Source organism: Aureimonas populi (assembly GCF_017815515.1).
GTDB classification, from domain to species: Bacteria; Pseudomonadota; Alphaproteobacteria; order Rhizobiales; family Rhizobiaceae; genus Aureimonas; species Aureimonas populi.
Map to the genome: position 1 here is coordinate 305813 of NZ_CP072611.1, position 20616 is coordinate 326428.

The 20616-nt window shown below is 69.4% G+C and carries 16 protein-coding genes; 8 read left to right on the forward strand and 8 right to left on the reverse strand.

Annotated elements, in window-relative coordinates; translation table 11 throughout:
- Position 1: 1 nt before the first annotated feature.
- Together J7654_RS01420 and J7654_RS01425 are read right to left on the reverse strand one after the other, a co-directional pair.
- On the reverse strand, positions 2–841 hold the full coding sequence (locus J7654_RS01420) for an ABC transporter permease (RefSeq protein WP_209737567.1): 840 nt from the start codon (positions 839–841) through the stop codon (positions 2–4).
- Positions 838–1761, reverse strand: a complete 924-nt coding sequence (locus J7654_RS01425; RefSeq protein WP_209737569.1) for an ABC transporter permease — start codon at positions 1759–1761, stop codon at positions 838–840. The genes J7654_RS01420 and J7654_RS01425 overlap by 4 nt, the downstream gene beginning before the upstream one ends.
- Before the next feature lie 102 nt (positions 1762–1863).
- Here J7654_RS01425 and J7654_RS01430 point away from each other — a divergent pair, with 102 nt between their 5' ends.
- Positions 1864–2820 (forward strand): LysR substrate-binding domain-containing protein, encoded by a 957-nt coding sequence (locus J7654_RS01430; RefSeq protein WP_209737570.1) that lies wholly within the window; start codon positions 1864–1866, stop codon positions 2818–2820.
- Between the two features lie 10 nt (positions 2821–2830).
- Here J7654_RS01430 and J7654_RS01435 read toward each other — a convergent pair whose 3' ends face one another.
- The 3 genes from J7654_RS01435 to J7654_RS01445 all read right to left on the reverse strand — a co-directional run bounded on the left by J7654_RS01435 (position 2831) and on the right by J7654_RS01445 (position 7809).
- On the reverse strand, positions 2831–3790 hold the full coding sequence (locus J7654_RS01435) for a 2-hydroxyacid dehydrogenase (RefSeq protein WP_245195730.1): 960 nt from the start codon (positions 3788–3790) through the stop codon (positions 2831–2833).
- A 21-nt stretch (positions 3791–3811) separates the two neighbouring features.
- A complete protein-coding gene (ggt, locus tag J7654_RS01440; RefSeq protein WP_209737571.1) occupies positions 3812–5470 on the reverse strand; it encodes a gamma-glutamyltransferase in 1659 nt (552 codons plus the stop codon).
- A 149-nt stretch (positions 5471–5619) separates the two neighbouring features.
- Positions 5620–7809, reverse strand: a complete 2190-nt coding sequence (locus tag J7654_RS01445; protein ID WP_209737572.1) for a TonB-dependent hemoglobin/transferrin/lactoferrin family receptor — start codon at positions 7807–7809, stop codon at positions 5620–5622.
- Positions 7810–8105: 296 nt separating this feature from the next.
- Between J7654_RS01445 and J7654_RS01450 the strand changes: the two genes are divergently transcribed.
- The 5 genes from J7654_RS01450 (at position 8106) to J7654_RS01470 (ending at position 13018) form a co-directional block, all read left to right on the forward strand.
- On the forward strand, positions 8106–8984 hold the full coding sequence (locus J7654_RS01450; RefSeq protein WP_209737573.1) for a heme/hemin ABC transporter substrate-binding protein: 879 nt from the start codon (positions 8106–8108) through the stop codon (positions 8982–8984).
- Positions 8974–10071: a FecCD family ABC transporter permease gene (locus J7654_RS01455; protein WP_209737574.1), complete on the forward strand. Its 1098-nt coding sequence runs from the start codon at positions 8974–8976 to the stop codon at positions 10069–10071. Before J7654_RS01450 ends, J7654_RS01455 begins: the two co-directional genes overlap by 11 nt.
- Before the next feature lie 12 nt (positions 10072–10083).
- Positions 10084–10869 (forward strand): heme ABC transporter ATP-binding protein, encoded by a 786-nt coding sequence (locus tag J7654_RS01460; RefSeq protein ID WP_209737575.1) that lies wholly within the window; start codon positions 10084–10086, stop codon positions 10867–10869.
- An 8-nt stretch (positions 10870–10877) separates the two neighbouring features.
- Positions 10878–11876 carry a hemin-degrading factor gene (locus tag J7654_RS01465; protein ID WP_209737577.1) on the forward strand — a complete coding sequence of 333 codons (999 nt, stop codon included), beginning with the start codon at positions 10878–10880 and terminating at the stop codon, positions 11874–11876.
- A 164-nt stretch (positions 11877–12040) separates the two neighbouring features.
- Positions 12041–13018, forward strand: a complete 978-nt coding sequence (locus J7654_RS01470) for a GGDEF domain-containing protein (protein WP_209737579.1) — start codon at positions 12041–12043, stop codon at positions 13016–13018.
- A 15-nt stretch (positions 13019–13033) separates the two neighbouring features.
- On the opposite strand, the gene J7654_RS01475 is transcribed toward J7654_RS01470, so the two are convergent.
- Positions 13034–13720: a TetR/AcrR family transcriptional regulator gene (locus J7654_RS01475; RefSeq protein ID WP_209737581.1), complete on the reverse strand. Its 687-nt coding sequence runs from the start codon at positions 13718–13720 to the stop codon at positions 13034–13036.
- Between the two features lie 129 nt (positions 13721–13849).
- On the opposite strand from J7654_RS01475, the gene J7654_RS01480 reads away from it, so the two are divergent.
- A complete protein-coding gene (locus J7654_RS01480) occupies positions 13850–15067 on the forward strand; it encodes an HlyD family secretion protein (RefSeq protein ID WP_209737583.1) in 1218 nt (405 codons plus the stop codon).
- 42 nt (positions 15068–15109) lie between these two features.
- On the forward strand, positions 15110–16705 hold the full coding sequence (locus J7654_RS01485; RefSeq protein ID WP_377946391.1) for a DHA2 family efflux MFS transporter permease subunit: 1596 nt from the start codon (positions 15110–15112) through the stop codon (positions 16703–16705).
- A 171-nt stretch (positions 16706–16876) separates the two neighbouring features.
- Here the strand turns inward: J7654_RS01485 and J7654_RS01490 are convergent, their stop codons facing one another.
- The gene (locus tag J7654_RS01490; protein ID WP_209737585.1) at positions 16877–18184 is read right to left on the reverse strand and encodes a class I SAM-dependent methyltransferase; all 1308 of its coding nucleotides are present in this window, start codon (positions 18182–18184) and stop codon (positions 16877–16879) included.
- An 84-nt stretch (positions 18185–18268) separates the two neighbouring features.
- Positions 18269–20509 carry a FepA family TonB-dependent siderophore receptor gene (locus J7654_RS01495; RefSeq protein ID WP_209737587.1) on the reverse strand — a complete coding sequence of 747 codons (2241 nt, stop codon included), beginning with the start codon at positions 20507–20509 and terminating at the stop codon, positions 18269–18271.
- Positions 20510–20616 lie beyond the last annotated feature (107 nt).

Genomic DNA, 20616 nt, shown 5'->3' on the forward strand with positions numbered 1-20616 from the left:
GTCAGCTCGTGCGCTGCTTGAGCATGGGGTCGAGCCGGTCGCGCAGCGCGTCTCCCAGCACCGACATGGACAGCGTGATCACGAAGATGAGCGCGCCCGGCCAGACGGAGATCCACCATGCGGTGGAGAGATAGTCGCGCCCGTCGCCGAGGATCTGGCCGAGGCTGGCGTTCGGCGGCTGGATGCCGAGGCCGAGGAACGAGAGCGAGGTCTCCAGGAGGATGATCTGCGGGAAGGTCAGGGTGATCTGCACGATCAGCGCCGAGGCCACGTTGGGCAGGATGTGCCTGCCGTAGAGTTGCACGGGATGGGCGCCCAGCGCCACCACCGCGCGCGCATAGGGCTGCGAGGCGGCCGAAAGCACCACGCCCCGCGCCAGGCGCGCATAGGTCTCCCAGCCGAACATGCCCATCAGGATGACGAACAGCGTCAGCGAATTGCCGAAGAAGGCCAGAAGCGTCAGCGCGATGAGGATGAAGGGCAGCGAGGCCTGGAAATCGACCACCATCATCAGCACCTCCTCCACCCAGCCGCGGAAATGCGCCGCGACGAAGCCGACGAGCGTGCCGAACACCGCCCCGATCAGCGTGCCCGCCAGCGCCACGGCCAGCGACATCTGGAGCCCGGCCACGAGCCGCGCGACCATGTCGCGCCCGAGCCGGTCGGTGCCGAGGGGATATTGCTCCGGCCCGCCGAGGAAGGCGGGCGGCTTCAGCCGGTTGAGGAGGTCCTGCCCCGTGACGGCATGGGGCGTGAGGACATTGCCCAGCAGCGCGACGAGGACGACCGCGCCGAGGACGGCGGCGGAAAGGAGCACCACGATGGAGGGACGCCGGCTCACCGCGCGCCTCCACGGATGCGCGGGTCGAGAAGCCCGTAGGTGAGATCGACGATGAGGTTGGCCAGGACCATGGTGACGGCGATGACGAGCACCAGCCCCTGAACGAGGGCAAGATCGCGCTGCGAGACCGCCGTGACGAGAAGCCGCCCGACGCCGGGCCAGGCGAAGACGGTTTCCACCACGATGGCGCCGGCGATGAGCTGGCCGAGATTGAGGCCCACGATGGTCACGATCGGGATCGCCGCGTTCGGGAAGGCATGAAGGAGGATGCGCTTGCCGAAGGGCACGCCCTTGGCGGCGGCGGCGCGCATATAGGGCTTTTCAAGTACCTCCAGCATGGCCGAGCGGGTGAAGCGGGCGAGCGTGCCGGCCGTGAAGGTGCCAAGCGTGGCGGCCGGCATGAGCAGGTGCCAGATCGTGCCCGTCCCCGAGGAGGGCAGCACCTGCCAGACGAGCGAGAAGAGGAGGATCATGAGAATGCCGAGGAAGAAGTTCGGCAGCGCGAAGCCGAACACGGCAAAAGCCATGATGGCCCGGTCGATCAGGCGCCCCCGGCGCAGCGCCGCCACGATGCCGGCCGGAATGCCCACCAGCGCGGCCATGAGATAGGCGGCGAGGCCGAGCGTGAGCGTGGCCGGCACCCGTTCCAGGATGATGTCCAGCACCGGCCGGTGGTCGCGCAGGGAGTCGCCGAACTGGCCGGTGGCCATCTGCGCCACATAGTGCAGGTATTGCACGCCCAGCGGGCGGTCGAGCCCCCATTGCACGCGGAACTGCTCGATCTCGTTCGGCATGGCATCCGCCCCGAGCAGCGCCACGACCGGGTCGCCCGAGGTGCGCAGGACGATGAAGGTGAAGGTCACGACGAACCAGAGCGTCAGGATCGTGCGTGCCAGTTTGATCAGCCAGAAGCGTGTCATGGAGGGAACGGGGTTCCTCGGCCGGCGACGATGAAGCCAGCGAAACACGCGTCCCCGGTGGGATCAATTGGTAAACGCGCACATACTTGATATGGAAAACATATGAATGCGGGATTCGACCTTCGGCAATTGCGCTATTTCGTCTGCCTGGCGGAGGAGCTGCATTTCGGCCGGGCGGCCGAGCGGCTCGGCATCGCCCAGGCCCCGCTCAGCCAGCAGATCCGGCAGATGGAGGAGCGTCTGGGGGTCGTGCTCTTCCAGCGCACCACGCGGCGCACGCGCCTCACCTCGGCCGGCGAGACGCTGCTCGGCCATGCGCGGACGATCCTGGACGGGGTGGAGCGCGCTGTCGCCCATACCCGCGCCATGTCCAGCGAGGAGACCGGGCGCCTGGCCATCGCCGGCGTCAGCGTGGCGATGACGCATGTGATCCCGCCGATCCTGGCCGAGTTCCGCAAGAGCTGGCCCGCCGTGATCGTGGACGTGCTGCCGCTCGGCACGGGCGAGCAGTTGCGCACGCTGGAAACGGGCGAGATCAACATCGCCTTCATCCGCCCCACCGAGCGCGCCGCCTTCATGCAGATGGAGACCCTGATGAGCGAGGGCTTCGTCGCCGCCTTGCCGAGGGGCCACAGGCTGGCGGAGAAGGACGAGGTCCACCTGGAGGACTTCCTCGGCGAATCGCTCATCGGCTATGCCTCGATCCTGGGCGCCAACTACGCGACGATCATGATGACGGCGCTCAGGCGCGCCGGGCTCCAGGCGCGGGTGGTGCGCGAGTGCACGCACACCATGGCGGTGGCCACGCATGTGGCCTCGGGCCTCGGCACGGCGATCATGCCCGCCTGGATCGCCAATATCCGCTCGCCCTATCTGGAGTTCCGCCCCATCGCGGACCTGCCGCGCTCCATAGACCTCGTGGTGGCGTGGCCGACGGGCGAGACCTCGCCCATCGTCCTCGACTTCATCGAGACGACGCGCCGCGTGGCGGCGAGGATCGCGCCCGAACTCGGCTTCCTGCCGAGGGAGCGGCCCCTGGCCGCGCCCGCCGGGGCCTGAACGCGGCCCCTTACACCAGGATGTCGATGGCGTTGGGTTCGCGCCCGTCCTCCACGGCCTTCAGATTGGCGATCATCCGCTCCATCGTCGGCACGAAGGAATCGGCGGAGACCGCGCCGATATGCGGCGTGACGATGACCCGCTCCAGGCCCATCAGCGGGTTGTCGGCGCGCGCGGGCTCGATGGAGAAGACATCGACGCCCGCCCCGCGCAGGCGCCCTTCCGAGATCGCGTCGGCGACGGCCTCCTCGTCCATCACGCCCCCGCGCGCGGCATTGACGAGGATCGCGTCCGGCTTCATCAGCGCCAGCCTCTCGCGGTTGATGAGGTTGCGGGTGGAGGCGTTCAGCTCGCAGTTCAGCGTCACCACGTCGGAGCGCGACAGCAGTTCCTCCAGCGAGGCGTAGCGGGCCCCGATGCGGGCCTCCTCCTCCGGGTCGAGGGGCAGGCGCTTGGTGTAGAGGAGCGTGCAGCCGAAGCCCGAAAGGAGCCGCGCCAGCGCCTTGCCGATATACCCCATGCCCACGATGCCGACCGTGCGGCCCGACAAGCGCATGGAGCTGGCGGCCAGCTCGCCCTTGCGCCACCGGCCATCGGAAAGCCCCACATGGCCGCGCACGATGTTGCGGTTCAGCGCCAGGATGAGGCCGAGCGTCGTCTCGGCCACCGCCACGGCGTTCGCGCCGGTCGTGCGCAGCACCCGCACCCCGTTGCGGCGCGCGGCGTCGAGGTCGATGCTGTCGTAGCCCACGCCCCATTTGTGGATGGCCTTCACGCCCGGCAGGGCCATCATCGCCGCCGTCACGGGCGCGTCGCCGGTGATGGCGAAGGCGGCCCCGTCCAGCACCGCCGCCTGGTCCGCCGCCTCGCGCGAGGCGGCGCTCGAAAGGTCCCAGCCCTCCGGCAGGAGGGGGCGGATGCGCTCCAGCCGCTCGGGCGTGGCGGGGTCGAGCATCACCAGTCGGGTCATCGTCACGTCTCCGGTCCGTCGTCAGATCTGAAAGCGGACGCCGGGCCTCGCCAGCCCGCCGCCCTGGGCCATCGCCACCCCGTCGGCACGCCAGCAGGCCGCGCCGGTCATCATGCCGTCGGGGGTGAACTCGATGGCGTTCATGCCCCCGCCGATGGTCTTGACCAGCCTCACCTCGTGCCCGGCGGCGGCAAGCGCGCCCTCCATCGCGGCGTAGGCCGGCTCCAGCTCGACATGCTGCCCGTCCGTCCACAGCCGGGGCGCTTCCACCGCCGACTGCAAGTCCATGCCATGGTCGATCAGGTTGACGATCGCCTGCATGGCGGAGGGGAAGATGCGCACCGCCCCGGGCAGGCCGAGCGCGAAGCGCGGCCGGCCGTCCTTCAGCACGATCATCGGCGCCATGGAGGTCGGCACCCGCTTGCCCGGCGCGATGGACATGGCCCGGCCGGGATGCGGATCGTAGTTCAGCATGTAGTTGTTGGGGATGATTCCCGTGCCCGGCACCATGATGCGCGCGCCGAACAGGCCGTTGATCGTGTGGGTGGCGCACACGATGTTGCCATCGCGGTCGGCCACCGTGATGTGGGTGGTATCGGCGCTTTCGTGCAGCGCGGGCCCGAGCGAGCGCGCGGGCTGCGCCATCCGGGCAAGGCAGGCGCGGGCATAGTCCTTGGAGGTATAGCGCTCCACCGGCACATCCACGAAGTCCGGGTCGCCGGAAGCCGCGCGCCGGTCCTCGAAGGCGATGCGGATCACCTCGGCCAGGAGGCGCAGGCTCTCGGCGCTGCCGAAGCCGAGCGCCCGCATGTCGCAGGTCTCCAGCATGTTCAGCATCTGTGTCACATGCACGCCCGAGGACGCCGGCGGCGGCGGCCCGGCAACCTCATGGCCGCGATAGGTGCCGAAGATCGCCTCGCGCTCCATCGCGCGATAGCCGACCAGATCGTCCATCGTCAGCCGCCCGGCATCCGGGCCCCCGGTCGCCAGCCGCTCGACGAGCGCCGCGCCCAGCGCCCCGCCATGCAGCGCCGCCGCGCCGTGGGCCTGCACGAGGCGCAGGCTCTGCGCGTAATCGCCCATCACCATCCGCTCGCCCGGCCGGGCCGGCGCGCCGCCCGGCAGGAACAGGCGCGCCGTTTCGGGGTCGGCGGCAAGGTCCGCCTCGTGCTCGCGGATCGCTCCGTGCAGATAGTGGCTGACGGTAAAGCCCCGCGCGGCCGTGCGGGCGGCCGGCTCAGCCACGTCGGCGAAGGGCAGCTTGCCGAACCGCTCGTGCATCAGGCACCAGCCGCGCAGATTGCCCGGAACGGCGACGGCGGAGGGCCCCACGCGGTTGCGGCGCTCGCGGGTCTCCATATAGTCCGGCGGCAGGTCGGAGACGGGCTCGTACATGTCGGCCGTCATCGCCGCGCCGGCCGTGGAGAGCGCGTCGATGACGACATGCCGCCCGTCCGCCAGCCGCACATGCGAGAGCCCCCCGCCCGCGATGCCGACCATCATGGGCTCCACCACCGTCAGCGTCAGCAGCGCGGCCACCGCCGCGTCGATGGCGTTGCCGCCGGCCGCCAGCATTTCCGCCCCGGCCGCCGAGCCCAGCGGCGCGTTGGTCACAACCACCCCGAGCGCGCCGGAGGCCGGGCGCTTCTCGCAGGTGAAGGGCAGGCGCGATCCAGCCAATGAACATCTCCCGTGGCCGTTGGTCGACAGCCGGCCGACCGGCCGGCGACACAGGATTAGGACGAAACGCCGGCCGCGGGGAAGCCCGCGGCCGGCGCCAATCAAGGGATATCGCGCGAAAGGCGGGCCTTTCGCAGGGGCAGATGCCCCTAGAAGCGGTAGCTCACGTTCAGCTTGAAGGACCGGCCGGGCTCCGAATAGTAGAGGTCCGGCTGCGCGCGGCTGTCGGGCACGTTGACCGCGTCGTAATAGGTCTTGTCCAGCACGTTGAAGATGCCGCCGGCCAGCTTGAGGCCGGGCAGGCGCGCGGGCTCGTACCAGGCGGTCACGTCCACCACGCCGTAGCCCGGCGCGACGAAGCCGTTGTCCACCCTGTCGCGGCGCGCCGCGAGCTTGGTGGAAACCTCCCCGCCCCACTCCTGGCGATCGTAGCCGAGGCCCAGAATGGCGGTGAGAGGAGAAACGGAGTCGAGATAGGTGTCGTCCGTCAGGTTGCGCCCTTCGGCATAGGCCAGCGAGCCGCGCGCGCGCCAGTAATCGAGGAAGCGCACATGCGCGCCCAGCTCGACGCCGGAGATGCGCGCGTCCGGGATGTTGTAGTAGCTGGAGATGCCGCCCTGCGGATACTCCCCGCCCGGAGGCGCGACCTGCACCACGTCGATGAAGTTCTCGTACTCGGTGCGGAAGATGTTGATATGGGCGCCGAGATCGTCCGTGCCGAGCTTGAGGCCGATATCGAAGCCGTTGCTGATCTCGGCCTCAAGCTCCGGGTTGCCGGTGCGCAGATAGGTACCCACCGCGCCGAAGCGGGAATAGAGCTCGCCCACCGTGGGCGCGCGGAAGCCCATGCCCCACTGGGCGTAGGCCGTCAGTTCGGGCAGGAGGTCGTATTCCACCAGCAGCTTGGGCGAGACGGCCGTGTCGCTCGAGGAGGGCGGCAGCGTCCCGTCATAGGCCGCGCTCTGCTCGTATTCGGGCGTCAGGCCCGGCTTCTCCTCGTACCAGTCGAAGCGCAGCCCCGGCGTCACGCGCAGGCGCCCGCCCTGGAAGCCGATCTCGTTCTGCGCGAAGAGCCCGATGGCGCTGCCCTCCACCTCCGGCGTGTCGGCCTGGTTGGTGTGCAGGTTGGCGCAGGCCCGGAAGGCCGCAGGATAGGGCGTCACATCGGGGCAACCGTCGACGCCGGCCGAATATTGCGTGGTGGTGGCCGTGCGCAGCTCCGTTCCCAGCGTCAGGCGATGCAGCGTCTCTCCGATCTGGAAGGAGCGGGAGAGGTCGCCGTTGAAGCCGAACGTCTCCTCCTCGAGGCTGTTGTCGCGCCTGAACTCTCCGGTCGGCGAGGTGGAGCGGATGGCGTCCACGGTCGAATGCCGCTCGATCGTCTGGTAGTAGAGAACGGCCGAGCCCTCGTCGAACCAGCCGCCGGTTTCGGGGGCTGCGTAGTCGTAGGTCAGGGCCACGCGCCGGCGCTCGACCTCCTCGCCCGAGAAATGGTTGCCCTCGCGATAGGCGCCGGCCGCCGTCTGCGTCGTGCGGGTCTCGATGTCGTCCTCGCGGCTGAAGATCTCGCCGACGAGGCCGAAGCGATGGCCGCCCTCCACATACTGGTGCACCTTGGCGAGCAGGTTGTACTGGTCGTAGTCGAGGGGATTGGGCTCGGTGCGGGTGCTGCCGATGCCGCCGAGATCGCCCTGGCTGCCGGTCTCGCTGCCGCCCCGGTAGCCACCCTGAAGGAGCATGTAGGTGTCGCCGGCGCGCATGGCCACGGCATTGGCGGTGAACCAGCTCTCATCGGCCGAATCGTAGCCGCTCTTGGTGAGAACGCCGATCCGGCGCCCGCCCAGCAGCAGGTCCTCCGGGTCCAGCGTGCGCAGCGCCAGCACGCCGCCGAGCGCGCCCGAGCCCAGCATCGGGTCCGAGCCGCGCGTCAGGTCCAGCGCCGAAAGCGTGTTGAAGTCGAAGCTGTCGGCACCGCCCGTCGCGCCGCGCGTGGCGTCGGCGAGGTAGGGCACGCGGATGCCGTCGATCGTCGTCAGCACGCGCGCGCCCTCCAGGCCGCGAATGTTGACCGAGCGGGTGTTGCGGTTGAAGCTGACGCCCGCCTCCTCCGTGCGCCCCAGATCCTGGATGGAATCGATCAGGCGGTTGTCGATCGTCTCGCGCGTCGTGGTGCTGGTGGTTGCAGTGCCGCCGGCATCGGCCGCCCCGGCCTCCCCGCTCTGGACGATGACCGGCTGCAGGGCCACCGCATCCTCCTCGGCCGCCGTCTGCGCGGCGACAGGCTCCGCCAGAAGCGCGCAGACCGCCGCGCTCGCCATCAAACCGCGTATCGGACGCATATTCATTCCCCTCGACGAAACTGTGCTGAGCGCAACCACAGGGTGTTTATATTTTGAAGAATTCCACGAATGCTTATGCATCCGCTTCAATTCGGCTCCACTACTTCCATAAATGTCCTCGAGTCAATTGAAATGCCACTTTTAAGACACATTCGAATCGTTCCAGATTGTAGTCGTTCTATTTTAGAAGAGTTCTATACTTATATCTGCCACAGAATGACGGAATTGTTGCTTGACCATCTTGCGCGGATGGGAGAAGCAGCATCCTGCCCGCCGCTCGAAAGGGACGCTCGTCCATGCGCTTGCCCGCCTCTGCCATCCTCGCCACCGCCGTGCTCGTCGCGGGCCTGTCCGGCGCTGGCGCGCAGGAACGGCCCGAGCGCATCGTCTCCATCGGCGGGGCGATCACGGAGATTCTCTACGCGCTCGGCCAGGAGGACAGGGTCGTGGCGGTGGATACGACCAGCCTCCACCCGCCCAGCGCCCTCGCCGAGAAGCCGGATGTCGGCTACATGCGCGCGCTCTCGGCCGAGGGCGTCCTGTCGCTCTCGCCCGACCTCATATTGATGGACGAGGGCGCCGGCCCGAAGGAGGCGGTGGACCTCATCGACTCGGCCGGCGTGACGGTGCGGCACGTGCCCACGGGCCATTCCGTGCCCGAGCTTCTGGAAAAGGTGCGCGAGGTCGGCTCGGCCGTCGGCGAGGCCGAGGCCGGGGAGGCGATGGCCGCGGGCATAGCGCGGGAGTTCGAGGCGCTGGAGGCCGACCTTGCGGGCATCGAGCGCAAGAAGCGGGTCCTCTTCATCCTCTCATTGGTCGACGGGCGCCCCAATGCCGCCGGCAGCGACACCGGTGCGGACGCCATCATCCGCCTGGCCGGGGGCGAGAACGTCTTCGCCGAGGCGAAGGGCTACAAGACCCTGTCCTCGGAGGCCGTGGCGGCGTTGCAGCCGGACGTGATCCTGACCGTCAGCCGTGGCGGGGCCGAGCCTGCCGCGGACCCGCTGAGCGTGCCGGCGCTGGCAGCCACGCCCGCCGGCCAGGCCGGCGCGGTGCTGCGCATGGATGCGCTCTACCTCCTCGGCTTCGGCCCCCGCACGCCGGCCGCGCTGCGCGAGCTTGCCGCCCAGCTCTATCCCGATCTCGGCCTTCAGACGCGCGCCGATGTCCGCTAGCGCGTTCCCCTTGGCCTTCCGCCGCGACGGTTCCGCGCTTCTCGGCGACCGGCGCGCCCGCGCCCGGGCCGCCATCGTCGTTCTCGTCGCCGCGCTTTTGGCCACGCTCATTGTCGCGGTGGGCGTCGGGCCGGCCATGCTCTCGCCCGCGCAGGTCGCGCGCATCCTCCTCGCCGGGCCGAACGGCGACGTCGCCCCGCTCGCCGACACGGTGATCGTCTGGCAGATCCGCCTGCCGCGCGTTCTGCTCGGCGCGCTGATCGGCGCGTCGCTGGCCACCGTGGGCGCCATGATGCAGGGCCTCTTCCGCAATCCGCTGGCCGATCCGGGCCTGATCGGCGTCTCCTCGGGCGCCGCCTTCGCGGCCGTGGCCACCATCGTCCTGTCGGGCACCGTGCTTGCGCCCTATGCCGCGCTCATGGGCATCTACGCCCTGCCGGTCGCCGCCTTCGTGGGCAGCCTTGCCGCGACGCTGGTGATCTACCGCATCGGCACGCACACCGGCCGCTCCTCCGTCGCGCTCATGCTTCTGGCGGGCATCGCGCTGGCGGCCCTCGCCAGCGCGGGCACCGGCTTCCTCATCTATATCAGCGACGACGAGCAGCTCCGCGACCTGACCTTCTGGAACCTCGGCGGCCTGGGCGGCGCAACCTGGGCGAAGCTGATGGCGGGCGCGCCGATGATGCTGCTCGCCCTTCTCCTTTCCCCCTTCGTCTCGCGCGGGCTCAACGGCATCGTGCTGGGCGAGGCGGAAGCCTTCCACCTCGGTATCCGCGTGCAGGCGCTCAAGCGGCTGACCGTGGTGCTGGTGGCGCTCGCCACGGGCGCGGCCGTCGCCGTGTCGGGCACGATCGGCTTCGTGGGCATCGTCGTGCCCCATCTCCTGCGCCTTCGGCTCGGCCCCGACCACCGCTACCTTCTGCCCGCCTCGGCCCTGTTCGGCGCGATCCTGCTGCTGGCCGCCGACATGGTGGCGCGCACGGTGGTCGCCCCGGCGGAGCTGCCGATCGGCATCATCACGGCGGCCATCGGGGCGCCCGTCTTCCTGTGGATTCTCCTGCGCCGGCGCGGCGTGAGCGAGATCTGACGGGCGCGCGCGATGATCCTCCTCGACGACGCCAGCGTCTCCTATCGCGGCCACGCCGCGCTCGAGCCCACCCGCCTCGCCATCGCCGCCGGCACGCTGACGGTGATCGTGGGACCGAACGGGGCGGGCAAGTCCACGCTCCTCAGGGTAATGACGGGCGAGCTGGCGCCGACCTCGGGCCGCGTCCTCATCGACGGCATGGACATCGCCCGCATGCCCGCGGCGGCCCTCGCGCGGCGGCGCGCCGTTCTGCCGCAAAGCTCGGCGCTCTCCTTCCCCTTCACCGTGGCGGAGGTGGTGCGCATCGGCTTCGAGGCCAGCGGACGGAGCAGCCAGGCCTCCGACATCCTCGCCGCGCTCGCCCGGGTCGATCTTGCCGGCTACTCGGACCGCTTCTACGGCGAATTGTCGGGCGGCGAGCAGCAGCGCGTCCATCTCGCCCGTGTCCTGTGCCAGATCGGCGAGCCAATGCGCGGCGGCGAGCCGCGCTTCCTATTTCTGGACGAGCCCGTCTCCAGCCTCGACATCCGCCACCAGATCGCGGTCCTCTCGATCGCGCGAGACTTCGCGGCGCGCGGCGGCGGGGTCGTCGCCGTCCTGCACGACCTCAACCTGGCCGCCGGCTTCGCCGACAGGATGATCGTCCTGTCGCAGGGCGGCGTCCTTGCCGACGGCGCGCCGCGAGAGATCGTCACCGACGATCTGATCGCCGGGGCCTTCCGTCTTCGCCTCCCGGTCGGCGCGCTTCCGCCGGCGGGCATGCCCTTCATCCTGCCGCAATGCGCGGTCCCGTTCTAGAGGCTCTCATGGACCTTCCCGAAGCCCCCACGCCATTCTTCCGCTCGCCCCGGCGCCCGCGCGACCTGGCGCGCGATCTCGGCCTCTCCGAGGCCGAGTTGCTGGCACGCCACGACGGGCCGGAAGTGGTGCGACTGCGCCCCGACATGGCGGCGCTGGTGGAGGCACTTCCCGCGCTGGGCGAGGTGATGTCGCTGACACGCAACGAGGCGGCCGTGCACGAGAAGGTGGGGCAATTCGGCGCCATCACCATTTCGGGGCAGATGGGCCTCGTGCTCAATCCTCCGCTCGATCTGCGCCTGTTCCTCAAGCACTGGGTCCATGCCTTCGCGGTGGAGATCCCGGACGAGAAGGGGCCGCGCCGCAGCGTGCAGGTCTTCGACGCCAGCGGCGAGGCGGCGATCAAGGTGCATCTGCGCCCCGCTTCCGACGCGGCGGCCTTCGAGGCGCTGCGCACGCGCTTCGCCGATCCCGCGCCGGAGCCGCTGGCGGTGGCCCCCTACCCCGCCGAGGCGCCGCAGGGAACGCCGGACACCGAGGCGTTCCGGCGCGACTTCGCGGCCATGAAGGACGTGCACGAGTTCTTCCCCCTCCTGCGCCGGCACGGGCTGGACCGTCGCGGCTCCCTGACCGTCATGGGCGACGAGCACGCCCGCGCGCTCGGCCCCGCCACCGCCACGAAGCTTCTCGAGGCGGCGGCGGCCGGGGGCCTTCCGATCATGTGCTTCGTCGGCAGCCGGGGCTGCATCCAGATCCACACCGGGCCGGTGAAGACGGTGAAGGCGATGGGTCCCTGGATCAACGTTCTCGATCCCGGCTTCGACCTTCACCTGCGCGAGGATCTGGTGGCGGAGGCCTTCGCCGTCAGGAAGCCGACGAGCTTCGGGCTGCTGACCTCGGTCGAGCTCTTCGATGCGGACGGCGGCCTTGTCGCGCAGTTCTTCGGCGTTCGCGAGCGCGATGCCGGCGAAGACCCGGCCTGGCGCGACCTCGTCCAGGGGCTTTGAGGCGGGGAACCGATATTTGAGGGGCAAGGGAGGCGCGCGGAGAAGTTTCCCTTAACGATCCTGTGACAAGTGTCTCTTCCGCTTCCGCGGAGGGCCGAGAATGCTGTACCCCGCGAATGCCGGACGTCCCGGACAGTCCCCTCGCGAGCCCCAAGATGACACCAGTGGCTGAGACAGCCCATGCCAGCAAGATGAACGGGGTACGCACGGCGAACCTCCTCGACTCCTTCGACCGGTTCGCGGCGTGGCTTCTGCGCCGCACCGCCTGGCAGGGCTGGGCTCTCGTCCTCCTGCCGGTGGCGGCGATCGCGTGGGCGGACCTCACCCTCGCCTCGGCCGACGCGATCAACCTGCGCTCCCTCTACGTCCTGCCGGTGACGCTCGCCTGCTGGATGTTCGGCCCCAGGCGCGGCCTTGCCGTCGTCGCGCTCGTCGTCGGATGCATGTATGCGCGCCATCCCCTGCTCTTCGGGGAGGCGGGCGTCGTTCCCTTCCTGGTGTCCGGGCTGATCCGCGCCACTTCCTTCACCGTCGTGGCTCTCATCGTGCTGGGCTTCCGCCGGCTCTACGAAGGCACCGCGCGCATGGCCCGCCAGGACGGCATGACCGGCGCGCTGAACCGCACGGCCTTCGAGGCGGAGGCGCGCTCCATGGTGGAAGCGGCCCGCGTGCGGGACGAGACATTGCTGATCGCCTTCGTCGATCTCGACGACTTCAAGCTGATCAACGACACCCATGGCCATGAAGCGGGCGACAGGGTTCTCAGGGCCTTTTCCAGTTTCGCGGCCCATGAAATCCGGCGCGGGGACCGCTTCGGCCGCATGGGCGGCGACGAGTTCGCGCTGGCCCTGCGCGTTGCGAATGTTGAAGAGGGCCGGCGCCTCGGCACGCGGCTGCACGAGCGGCTCACCGGCGTGCTGGCGCAAAGCTGCGCTTCGGCGGCGTGCAGCATGGGGGCGCTGGTCGTGCCGCCGGACCATGGCCGGAGCTACAGGGACCTCATCCGGGAGGCGGACGAATTGATGTATCGGGCCAAGAGAGACGGCGGGAACATGGCACGGGTGGCCACCGCCCAGGCCCGCCAGAGGGCAAGAGCCCCGGCGCCCGTGCCCGCGCCCAGCCGGCTCGCGCGGCGGGCCTGACCCGCGCGGGGCCTGCTAGGCACTGGGCTCACCGGCCTCCTTGCCCGCATATCCCGACAGGAAGAGGCGCACGGCGGCGCGCACGGTCTCCTCCAGTTCGGCGCGCGTCACCAGCGGGGCCTCGTCGTCGAAGAGCGAACGGCGCACGAACCCCGCCCCCACGAGCTCGATGAACTGCGACGCCGCCAGCGGAATATTGTCGATGGAGAGCCGCCCCGCCGCGACCGCCGCCCGCAGATAGGCCACCAGCAGCGAATGGGCGCGCGCGGGACCGTCGCGGTAGAATTCCCGGCCGAGCGCGGGCATGCGGCTCGCCACCGCGATCACCGTGCGCTTGGCGTGGATCGCGGCCGGCGAGATGGAGAGTTCGGCAAGGCTGAGGCCGAAGCGGTAGAGGACCGTCTCGGGATGCAGCGTGTCGGCGAAGATGGGCCCGAGCCCGGCGAAATAACGCTCCCGCTCTTCCTCGATCAGCGCCCGGAACAATTCCTCCTTCGACCGGTAATAGACATAGAGGGTCGATTTCGAGACGCCCGCCTCGCGCGTGATGTCGTTCATCGAAGCGCCGTCGAAGCCGCGTGACACGAAGACGCGCCGTGCGCCGTCGAGAATCTGCCGGCGCTTGACAGGGTCGTCGCCCGCCGCCGCGCGGCCCTCGCCGGCCGGCCCCGCTTTGCGCTCGATGGCTGCGATCCGGCTCAAATGGGAAGGCTCCTTTTCAACAAGACGAGAGGCCGCGCTGCCTCGGGCCCGGCCTCTATTGAAATGCCCACGGAGACTGGCTAAGTCAACATCGAACCGAACGGTTCGGTTCGATCGGGTGATGGCACGATGCTTGATGACGTTTCCGAACGCGGCCGCTCCGCCGGCTCGCACGACACGCTGCGGGACGAGGCACGGGAGGGCTCGCCCGGCCCCGCCCCCTCGGCGCGGGGCGACGCCCCTCCCCCCGCGCAGGCGCCGTCCCGCCACTCAGGGACGTTGAAGAAGGGCTTTGGGCTCGCCATGCTCCTCGCCGCGCTTTCGGCAGGGGCCTGGTATGGCCATGGCTGGTGGACGGACGGGCGCTTCCTCGTTTCCACGGACGACGCCTACATCGCCTCCGACATGGCAATCGTGACGCCCAAGATCACCGGCTACGTGGCCAGCGTGCCGGTGGTGGAGAACCAGGTGGTCAAGGCCAACGACCCGCTGGTGGAGATCGACCCGCTCGATTACCGCCTGCAGCTCGACGCGGCGAATGCCCGGATCGAGACGCAGCGCCTGGCCGTCGCCAGCATCGAGGCGCAACGCGCGGCGGCCGTGCAGCAGGTGGCGCAGGCCCGGGCGGACCGGCAGTCGGCTTCCTCGGTCGTCGACCAGGCGCAGCTCGACCGCGAGCGCGCCGAGGCGCTGTCGCAGTCGGGCGCGGGCGCCCGCGCGCCGCTGGACGCCGCCCGCGCGGCCGAGGCGCAGGCCCGCGCCAAGCTGGCCGGGGCCGACGCCGCCATTGGCGCCGCCGAGGCGAGTGTCACGGTTCTGGAGGCGCAGGCCAAACAGGCGCAGGCCCTCATCAAGGAGCTGGAGCTCAGCCGCGACATGGCCGCGCGCGACCTCTCCTTCACCACGCTGCGCGCGCCCTATGACGGCGTGGTCGGCAACCTTTCCGTGCAGACGGGCGACCTCGTCTCGCCGAGCCGGCAGCTCGCCGCCGTCGTTCCGCTGAACGCCAGCTACATCAACGCCAATTTCAAGGAAACGCAGTTGCACGAGATCGCGGTCGGCGAGACGGTGCGCATCGAGGCGGACGCCATTCCGGGGCTCGAGGTCAGCGGCACCGTGGTTTCGCTGTCGCCTGCCTCCGGCTCGGTCTTCTCGCTCCTGCCGCCCGAGAACGCCACCGGCAACTTCACCAAGATCGTCCAGCGCGTGCCGGTGCGCATCGCCATCGACGCGCCCGCCGATATCGCCACGCAATTGCGGCCCGGACTGTCCGTGACGGTGGCGGTGGACACGCGCACCGCACCGGCGGCGGGCGGCATCGACCTTTCGGCGGCCCGGCGCCCCTGACGGGGCACCCGCTCGCCCTTTCCTCGCAAGGCCACGAAACCCATGTCCGTTCCTCCCCGGGCGGCGGCCCCGTCCGCCCCGATGCCGAGCGCGGCCCCGGATGCGATCCCCACCCGCCGGATCGTGGCGTTCTTCGCCATGGTCTTCGGCATGTTCATGGCCATCCTCGACATCCAGATCGTCTCGGCCTCGCTGGCCGAGATCCAGGCCGGCCTCTCGGCCTCGTCCGACGAGATCGCCTGGGTGCAGACCGCCTATCTCATCGCCGAAGTGATCATGATCCCGCTCTCGGGCTTCCTCGCGCGGATGCTGTCGACGCGCATCCTGTTCACGCTGGCGGCCGGCGGCTTCACCGCCGCCTCGGCCCTGTGCGCCACCGCCACCTCCATCGACCAGATGATCGTCTACCGGGCGCTTCAGGGCTTCATCGGCGGGGCGATGATCCCGAGCGTCTTCGCGGCCGCCTTCACCATCTTCCCGCCGTCCCGGCGCGCCTTCGTCTCGCCGATGATCGGGCTCGTGGCGACCCTCGCCCCCACCATCGGCCCCACGGTCGGCGGATATCTCAGCAACACTCTCTCCTGGCACTGGCTGTTTCTCGTCAACGTGCCCTTCGGCATCCTCGTTACGATCACCGTGTGGAACCTCGTCGACTTCGACGAGCCGGAGCTGTCGCTCTTCGGCAAATTCGACTGGCTGGGCCTTGCGGGCCTGGCCGCCTTCCTCGGCTCGCTGGAATACGTGCTGGAGGAAGGCCCGCTGAACGACTGGTTCGACGACCGCGCGATCTCGGTCTTCGCCGTGGTGACGGTGGCGGGGGCGATCCTCTTCTTCTACCGCTGCTTCGCGGCCAGGGAGCCGATCGTGGACCTGAGCGCCTTCGCGAACCGCAATTTCGCCTTCGGCTCGCTCTTCTCCTTCATCATGGGCGTGGGCCTCTACGGGCTGACCTATCTCTACCCGGTCTATCTCTCGCGCATCCGGGGCTATGACAGCCTGATGATCGGCGAGACGATGTTCGTCTCGGGCGTGGCCATGTTCGTGACCGCGCCGGTCTCGGGCATCCTCTCGCGCAAGCTGGACCCGCGCGTGATGATGGCGGTCGGCTTTGCGGCCTTCGCGCTCGGCACATGGATGATAACCTCCCTGACGCAGGACTGGGACTTCCAGGAGCTTCTGATCCCGCAGATCCTGCGCGGCTTCGGCCTCATGATGGCGATGGTGCCGATCAACAACATCTCGCTCGGCTCGCTGCCGCCCGAGCGCCTCAAGGGCGCGTCGGGCCTCTTCAACCTCACGCGCAACCTGGGCGGCGCGGTGGGGCTTGCGGTGATCAACACCATGATCCAGGATCGCAGCGCCCTTCACTACGAGCGGCTGGCCGAGAGCGTGTCCTGGGGCCGCCGGATGGTGGACGACCGCATGGCCGAGATCGCCGCCTCGCTGGGAACCCACGGCGTGGACGGGCAGGCCGGCGCGACGGCGCGGATGGTGGACATCGTCCGCCAGCAGGCCAGCGTCATGGCCTTCGCCGACATCTTCCTGACGCTGACCGCTCTCTTCGTCGCGCTTTGCGCCCTGACACTGTTCCTGAAAAAACCGCCCGTGGCGAGCGGCCCCGCGCCGTCGGCCCATTGAGGGCGGGGTGCGGGCGCCGCCGCGAGCGCCTCGACGATGACGCCGTTGCTTCACGAAAACCGAAAGCGCCGCGGTGAACCATGTGCCCAGGCTGTCGGCATCGGTGGCCCCATGCAGCGTCGCCCCGTGGCAGCCGCCCTCATGCTGCTGGCCGGGCTGTAGCGGCTGTCATCAAGGGGCCGGCACGCTCGGGGAGACCGGCATGGGGCCGCCCGTCGCCGCGTCGGCGAAGGCGGGGTAGAGTGTGCCCTCCCGCAGGCGCGTGCGCACCGCCTCGTTGAAGCGCGCGGCGGGCCGCCCGTCGCCGTCCGGCGCCATGGGGTAGGCGAAGCCGGCGAACATCAACATGGCGAGCGCCTGGTTGAGAAGACCGGGCCGGCCGGCGAAGGGGGCGAGCCTTTCCAGTTCCCCGAACGGCGCGGGCCCGCGCGACAGGCGCGCCAGAAGCGGATCGAATGTCGCGGCGCCCCCGTCCACCGGACCCGCCCGCGTGGCGAAGACGAGCGGCCCGGCAACCGGGCTGCCCGGCTGCAGGCGGAAGGACAGGGCGCGCAGCGCCGCCAGATGCTCCCCCGCCTCCAGCGGCCGGGGGTCGCGCACATAGATGTCGCGGCGCAGGGACTGGTCGCGCGCGATGTCCTTGAGCGTCTCGCGCAGGGCGGGCGTCGCGGCCTTCGCAATGCTCGGCAGGGTCTGCGCCGGCAGCGAGAGCGCATCGACATTCTCCTCCGGCGAGGCGCTGCCGACGAAGCGGCAGCCGGCCGCCTCCATCCGGCCCATGATGTCGGCGCTGTGCAGCGGCGTCCAGTCGGGACCCATGAATTCGTGGGCGAGAAAGGCCGGGCTTTCCGAAAGCAGATGGTCGAACGAGGCGGCGGCCTGCGGATGGGCGAGGAACAGCCCCGCCCCCTCCCGCATCCCCTCGAGCAGCGCCAGCCCCTCGGAAAGGCGCTGGTCGGAGCGGTTGCCCGGCGTGCCGGCAAGGCTCAGCGCCTTCTGCACGGAGCCGAAGACGGCCGCGCCCGGCTGCGCCGCGTAGTGGAGATAGGCCAGGCCACCCGGCGCCAGCGCCCGCTCGATGAAGCGGAAGATCGCCTCGCGGACCTGCGGAGAGACCCAGGACAGGACGCCGTGGACGATGACGAAGTCGAATTGCGGCAGCGTCGGTCGGGCCGCGAGTTCCCTGATATCGGCCTCCTCGACGGTCAGATTGGCAAGGCCCGCCTCGCCCGCGAGGTCCCGCGCATGGGCGATGTGGCGCGCGGAGGCATCGTAGCCCTGCACCGTGGACGACGGCAGCGCGGCGGCCGTCAGCGCGCTGAAGAAGCCGGTGCCGCAGCCCAGATCGCAGATCCGAAGGCCCTCCAGCCTCGGCGCCTTCTGCCCCAGCGCGGCGAGAACGGCATTGAGCCAGACCGGCGAGGCCTCCCGATGGGCGGTGTGCACATAGGCGATATCGTCGACATAGGTGCTCGTCATCGAGGAGAGGCCCCGCGTTTTCCGAAACGGCGGAAGCCGGCGGGGACGACCGCCGGCTTCCGTGAGACTGACTGGAGGATCGTATCAGAAGGTCGCGCTGGCCCTCAGGTAGAAGGCCCGGCCCGGCTCGTTGAAGGTGGCGGCGCCGGCGCTGGTGCCGCTGCCCTGGCGGAACAGCCGCTCGTCGAAGATGTTGGTGACACCCGCGCCGAGGCGGAGATTCTCATGCGCCTCGAAGTCCACGCCGATATTCACGATCGTGTAGGGGTCGAGCGAATCGGTGTTGGCCTGCGCGTTGCCGGTCACCACGTTGAGCGTCGGCGCTTCTGTCTTGCCATAGTGGGCGGCGGAGAGGACGAACTCCAGGCGATCCGTCGCCTGCCACTCCAGCGCGGTGTTGATCGTGTATTCGGGAACGAGCGAGAGCGGCTGGCCGGTCTGCTTGTCCTCCGACTCGATCATATAGGTGCCGTTGGTGCGCCAGTTCAGCGTGTCGAGAATGGGAACGAGAAGATTGCCTTCCAGCCCCGAGACCACCGCCTCCGGCGTGTTCTCCCACCGGAAGACGCGCGCCGTGCCGGTGGCGGCCGCCACCAGCGCCACCTGGTTGATGCCCGTGGTGATCCGGTCCTTGTAGTCGTTGTGGAAATAGGTGAGGCCCGCCGCCCAGCCACCATCATTGGTGTAGGCGATGCCGATCTCCTTGTTGACGCTGATCTCCGGATCGAGATCGGGATTGCCGAGCACGTAGCAGCCGCCGCCCAGGCTCCCGAGGCCGAAACCCGCCGGGCAGCCGTTGCCCATCGTGTAGTAGAGATAGTTTTCGTTGAGCTGGTAGAGGTTCGGCGTCTTGAAGGCGCGCGCGATGCCCGCTTTCAGGCTGATCTCGTCGGTCAGGTCATAGGAGGCGTTCAGGCTCGGCGAGGCGTTGGCGCCGAACTCGGAATGGTAGTCGCCGCGGATGCCCGGCGTGAGGATGAGCTTGTCGGTGACGTAGATGTTGTCCTCGACATAGAGCGCATACAACTCAGAGGAGGCCTCGGTCTCGCGATCCGCCGGGTCGGCGGGCGTACCGAGGCCCGGAACGCCAGCCTGGAGGATCGAGATCGGATCGTCCAGCTTCTCGCCCCGGAATTCGGCGCCCAGCGTCACGTTCTGGTCGAACATCATCGTGACGGGGATGTTGGCCTCGGACTTGGCCGTCCAGTTCTGGAGCGTGATGACGCCCTTTTCCGCGCTGTCGGTGATGCGCCCCTCGGACGCACCCGCCGTGCCTTCCAGGAAGCGGTAGTTGCGCGTGTTCTCCCACTGCACGTAGCTGTTGGTGGTGCCCCAGCCATAGGTGCCGCGATGGGTGGTGGAAAGCGTGGTGCGGTAGAGCGTGTTGGTCTCCGCCCCCTCCCCCGCCAGTTGCTGGAGCAGATCGCTGACGCCGGCAAGCTGCCGGTCGCCTGTATAGATGTTGCCCTGGCGCGAATAGGCCGCTTCGAAGTCGAACTCGTTCTCGTCGTTGGCGTACCAGGTAAAGACGCCGCGCACGTCGCGGTTCTCCACGCCCTCGCGCCCGGCCGGCACGTCAGTGGAGACGAGGGCCGCATCGGCGTTGATGTCCGGGTCGTCCGCGCCCGTGCGGTTGTAGTTGCCGTAGATTCGGAAGGCGCCGTGCTGGCCGAGCGGACCGCCTGAGAAGACGTTCAGGCGGACCGTCTTGCCTTCATCGGAATGCTGGGGAATGTTGACATAGGTCGAGACCGTCGTGCTCAGCGTCTCGGGGCGCTTGGTGATGATGTTCACCACGCCGCCGGATGCGCCCGAGCCGTAGCGGGCCGCCGCCGGGCCGCGCAGCACCTCGATGCGCTCCACCGCCTCGGGCGGAACCCAGTTGGTGTCGCCGCGCGTGTCGCGCTCGCCCGATCGGCCGTAGCGCACGGAGTTGCGCGAGAGCACGGGCTTGCCGTCGATGAGGATCAGCGTGTTCTCCGGCCCCATGCCGCGAATGTCGATCTGGCGATTGTTGCCGCGCACGCCCGAGGCGGAATTGCCGGTGAGGTTCACGCCCGGCTGGCGGCGGATGATGTCGGAGAGATCGTTCGTCGCGGGCCGGCGCTCGATATCCTCGGCGGTGATCAGCGAGACGCCCGGCGCCTGCTTGAGCTGCTCGTCCGCCGAAAGGATGATCACCTCGTCGAGCGTGATCTCCGATTCAACGATCTCGCTTTCCTCGGCAGGCGTTTGCGCTTTCGCGCCGACCACGCCCAACTGCGTTACCGACAGAACCAGACCGAAAGCGGTCAGCGTACGGTTGAAGGGCGGCCATCTCTTCATGGCAAAATGTCTCCTAGCCCCGCAGGCAGGAGCCCACGGCAGCGCTGACGCAGTCGAGCGTATGTCGGGTGGATTTCGGCACGTCCCGGCCTCGCGGGCCGCTGCTG

Bases quoted from the DNA above. Each gene is read 5' to 3' on its own strand.
- J7654_RS01425 (WP_209737569.1), bottom strand. From the start codon at position 1,761: ATGACACGCTTCTGGCTGATCAAACTGGCACGCACGATCCTGACGCTC.
- J7654_RS01430 (WP_209737570.1), top strand. From the start codon at position 1,864: ATGAATGCGGGATTCGACCTTCGGCAATTGCGCTATTTCGTCTGCCTG.
- J7654_RS01435 (WP_245195730.1), bottom strand. From the start codon at position 3,790: ATGACCCGACTGGTGATGCTCGACCCCGCCACGCCCGAGCGGCTGGAG.
- J7654_RS01445 (WP_209737572.1), bottom strand. From the start codon at position 7,809: ATGCGTCCGATACGCGGTTTGATGGCGAGCGCGGCGGTCTGCGCGCTT.
- J7654_RS01450 (WP_209737573.1), top strand. From the start codon at position 8,106: ATGCGCTTGCCCGCCTCTGCCATCCTCGCCACCGCCGTGCTCGTCGCG.
- J7654_RS01455 (WP_209737574.1), top strand. From the start codon at position 8,974: ATGTCCGCTAGCGCGTTCCCCTTGGCCTTCCGCCGCGACGGTTCCGCG.
- J7654_RS01460 (WP_209737575.1), top strand. From the start codon at position 10,084: ATGATCCTCCTCGACGACGCCAGCGTCTCCTATCGCGGCCACGCCGCG.
- J7654_RS01465 (WP_209737577.1), top strand. From the start codon at position 10,878: ATGGACCTTCCCGAAGCCCCCACGCCATTCTTCCGCTCGCCCCGGCGC.
- J7654_RS01480 (WP_209737583.1), top strand. From the start codon at position 13,850: ATGCTTGATGACGTTTCCGAACGCGGCCGCTCCGCCGGCTCGCACGAC.
- J7654_RS01485 (WP_377946391.1), top strand. From the start codon at position 15,110: ATGTCCGTTCCTCCCCGGGCGGCGGCCCCGTCCGCCCCGATGCCGAGC.
- J7654_RS01490 (WP_209737585.1), bottom strand. From the start codon at position 18,184: ATGACGAGCACCTATGTCGACGATATCGCCTATGTGCACACCGCCCAT.
- J7654_RS01495 (WP_209737587.1), bottom strand. From the start codon at position 20,509: ATGAAGAGATGGCCGCCCTTCAACCGTACGCTGACCGCTTTCGGTCTG.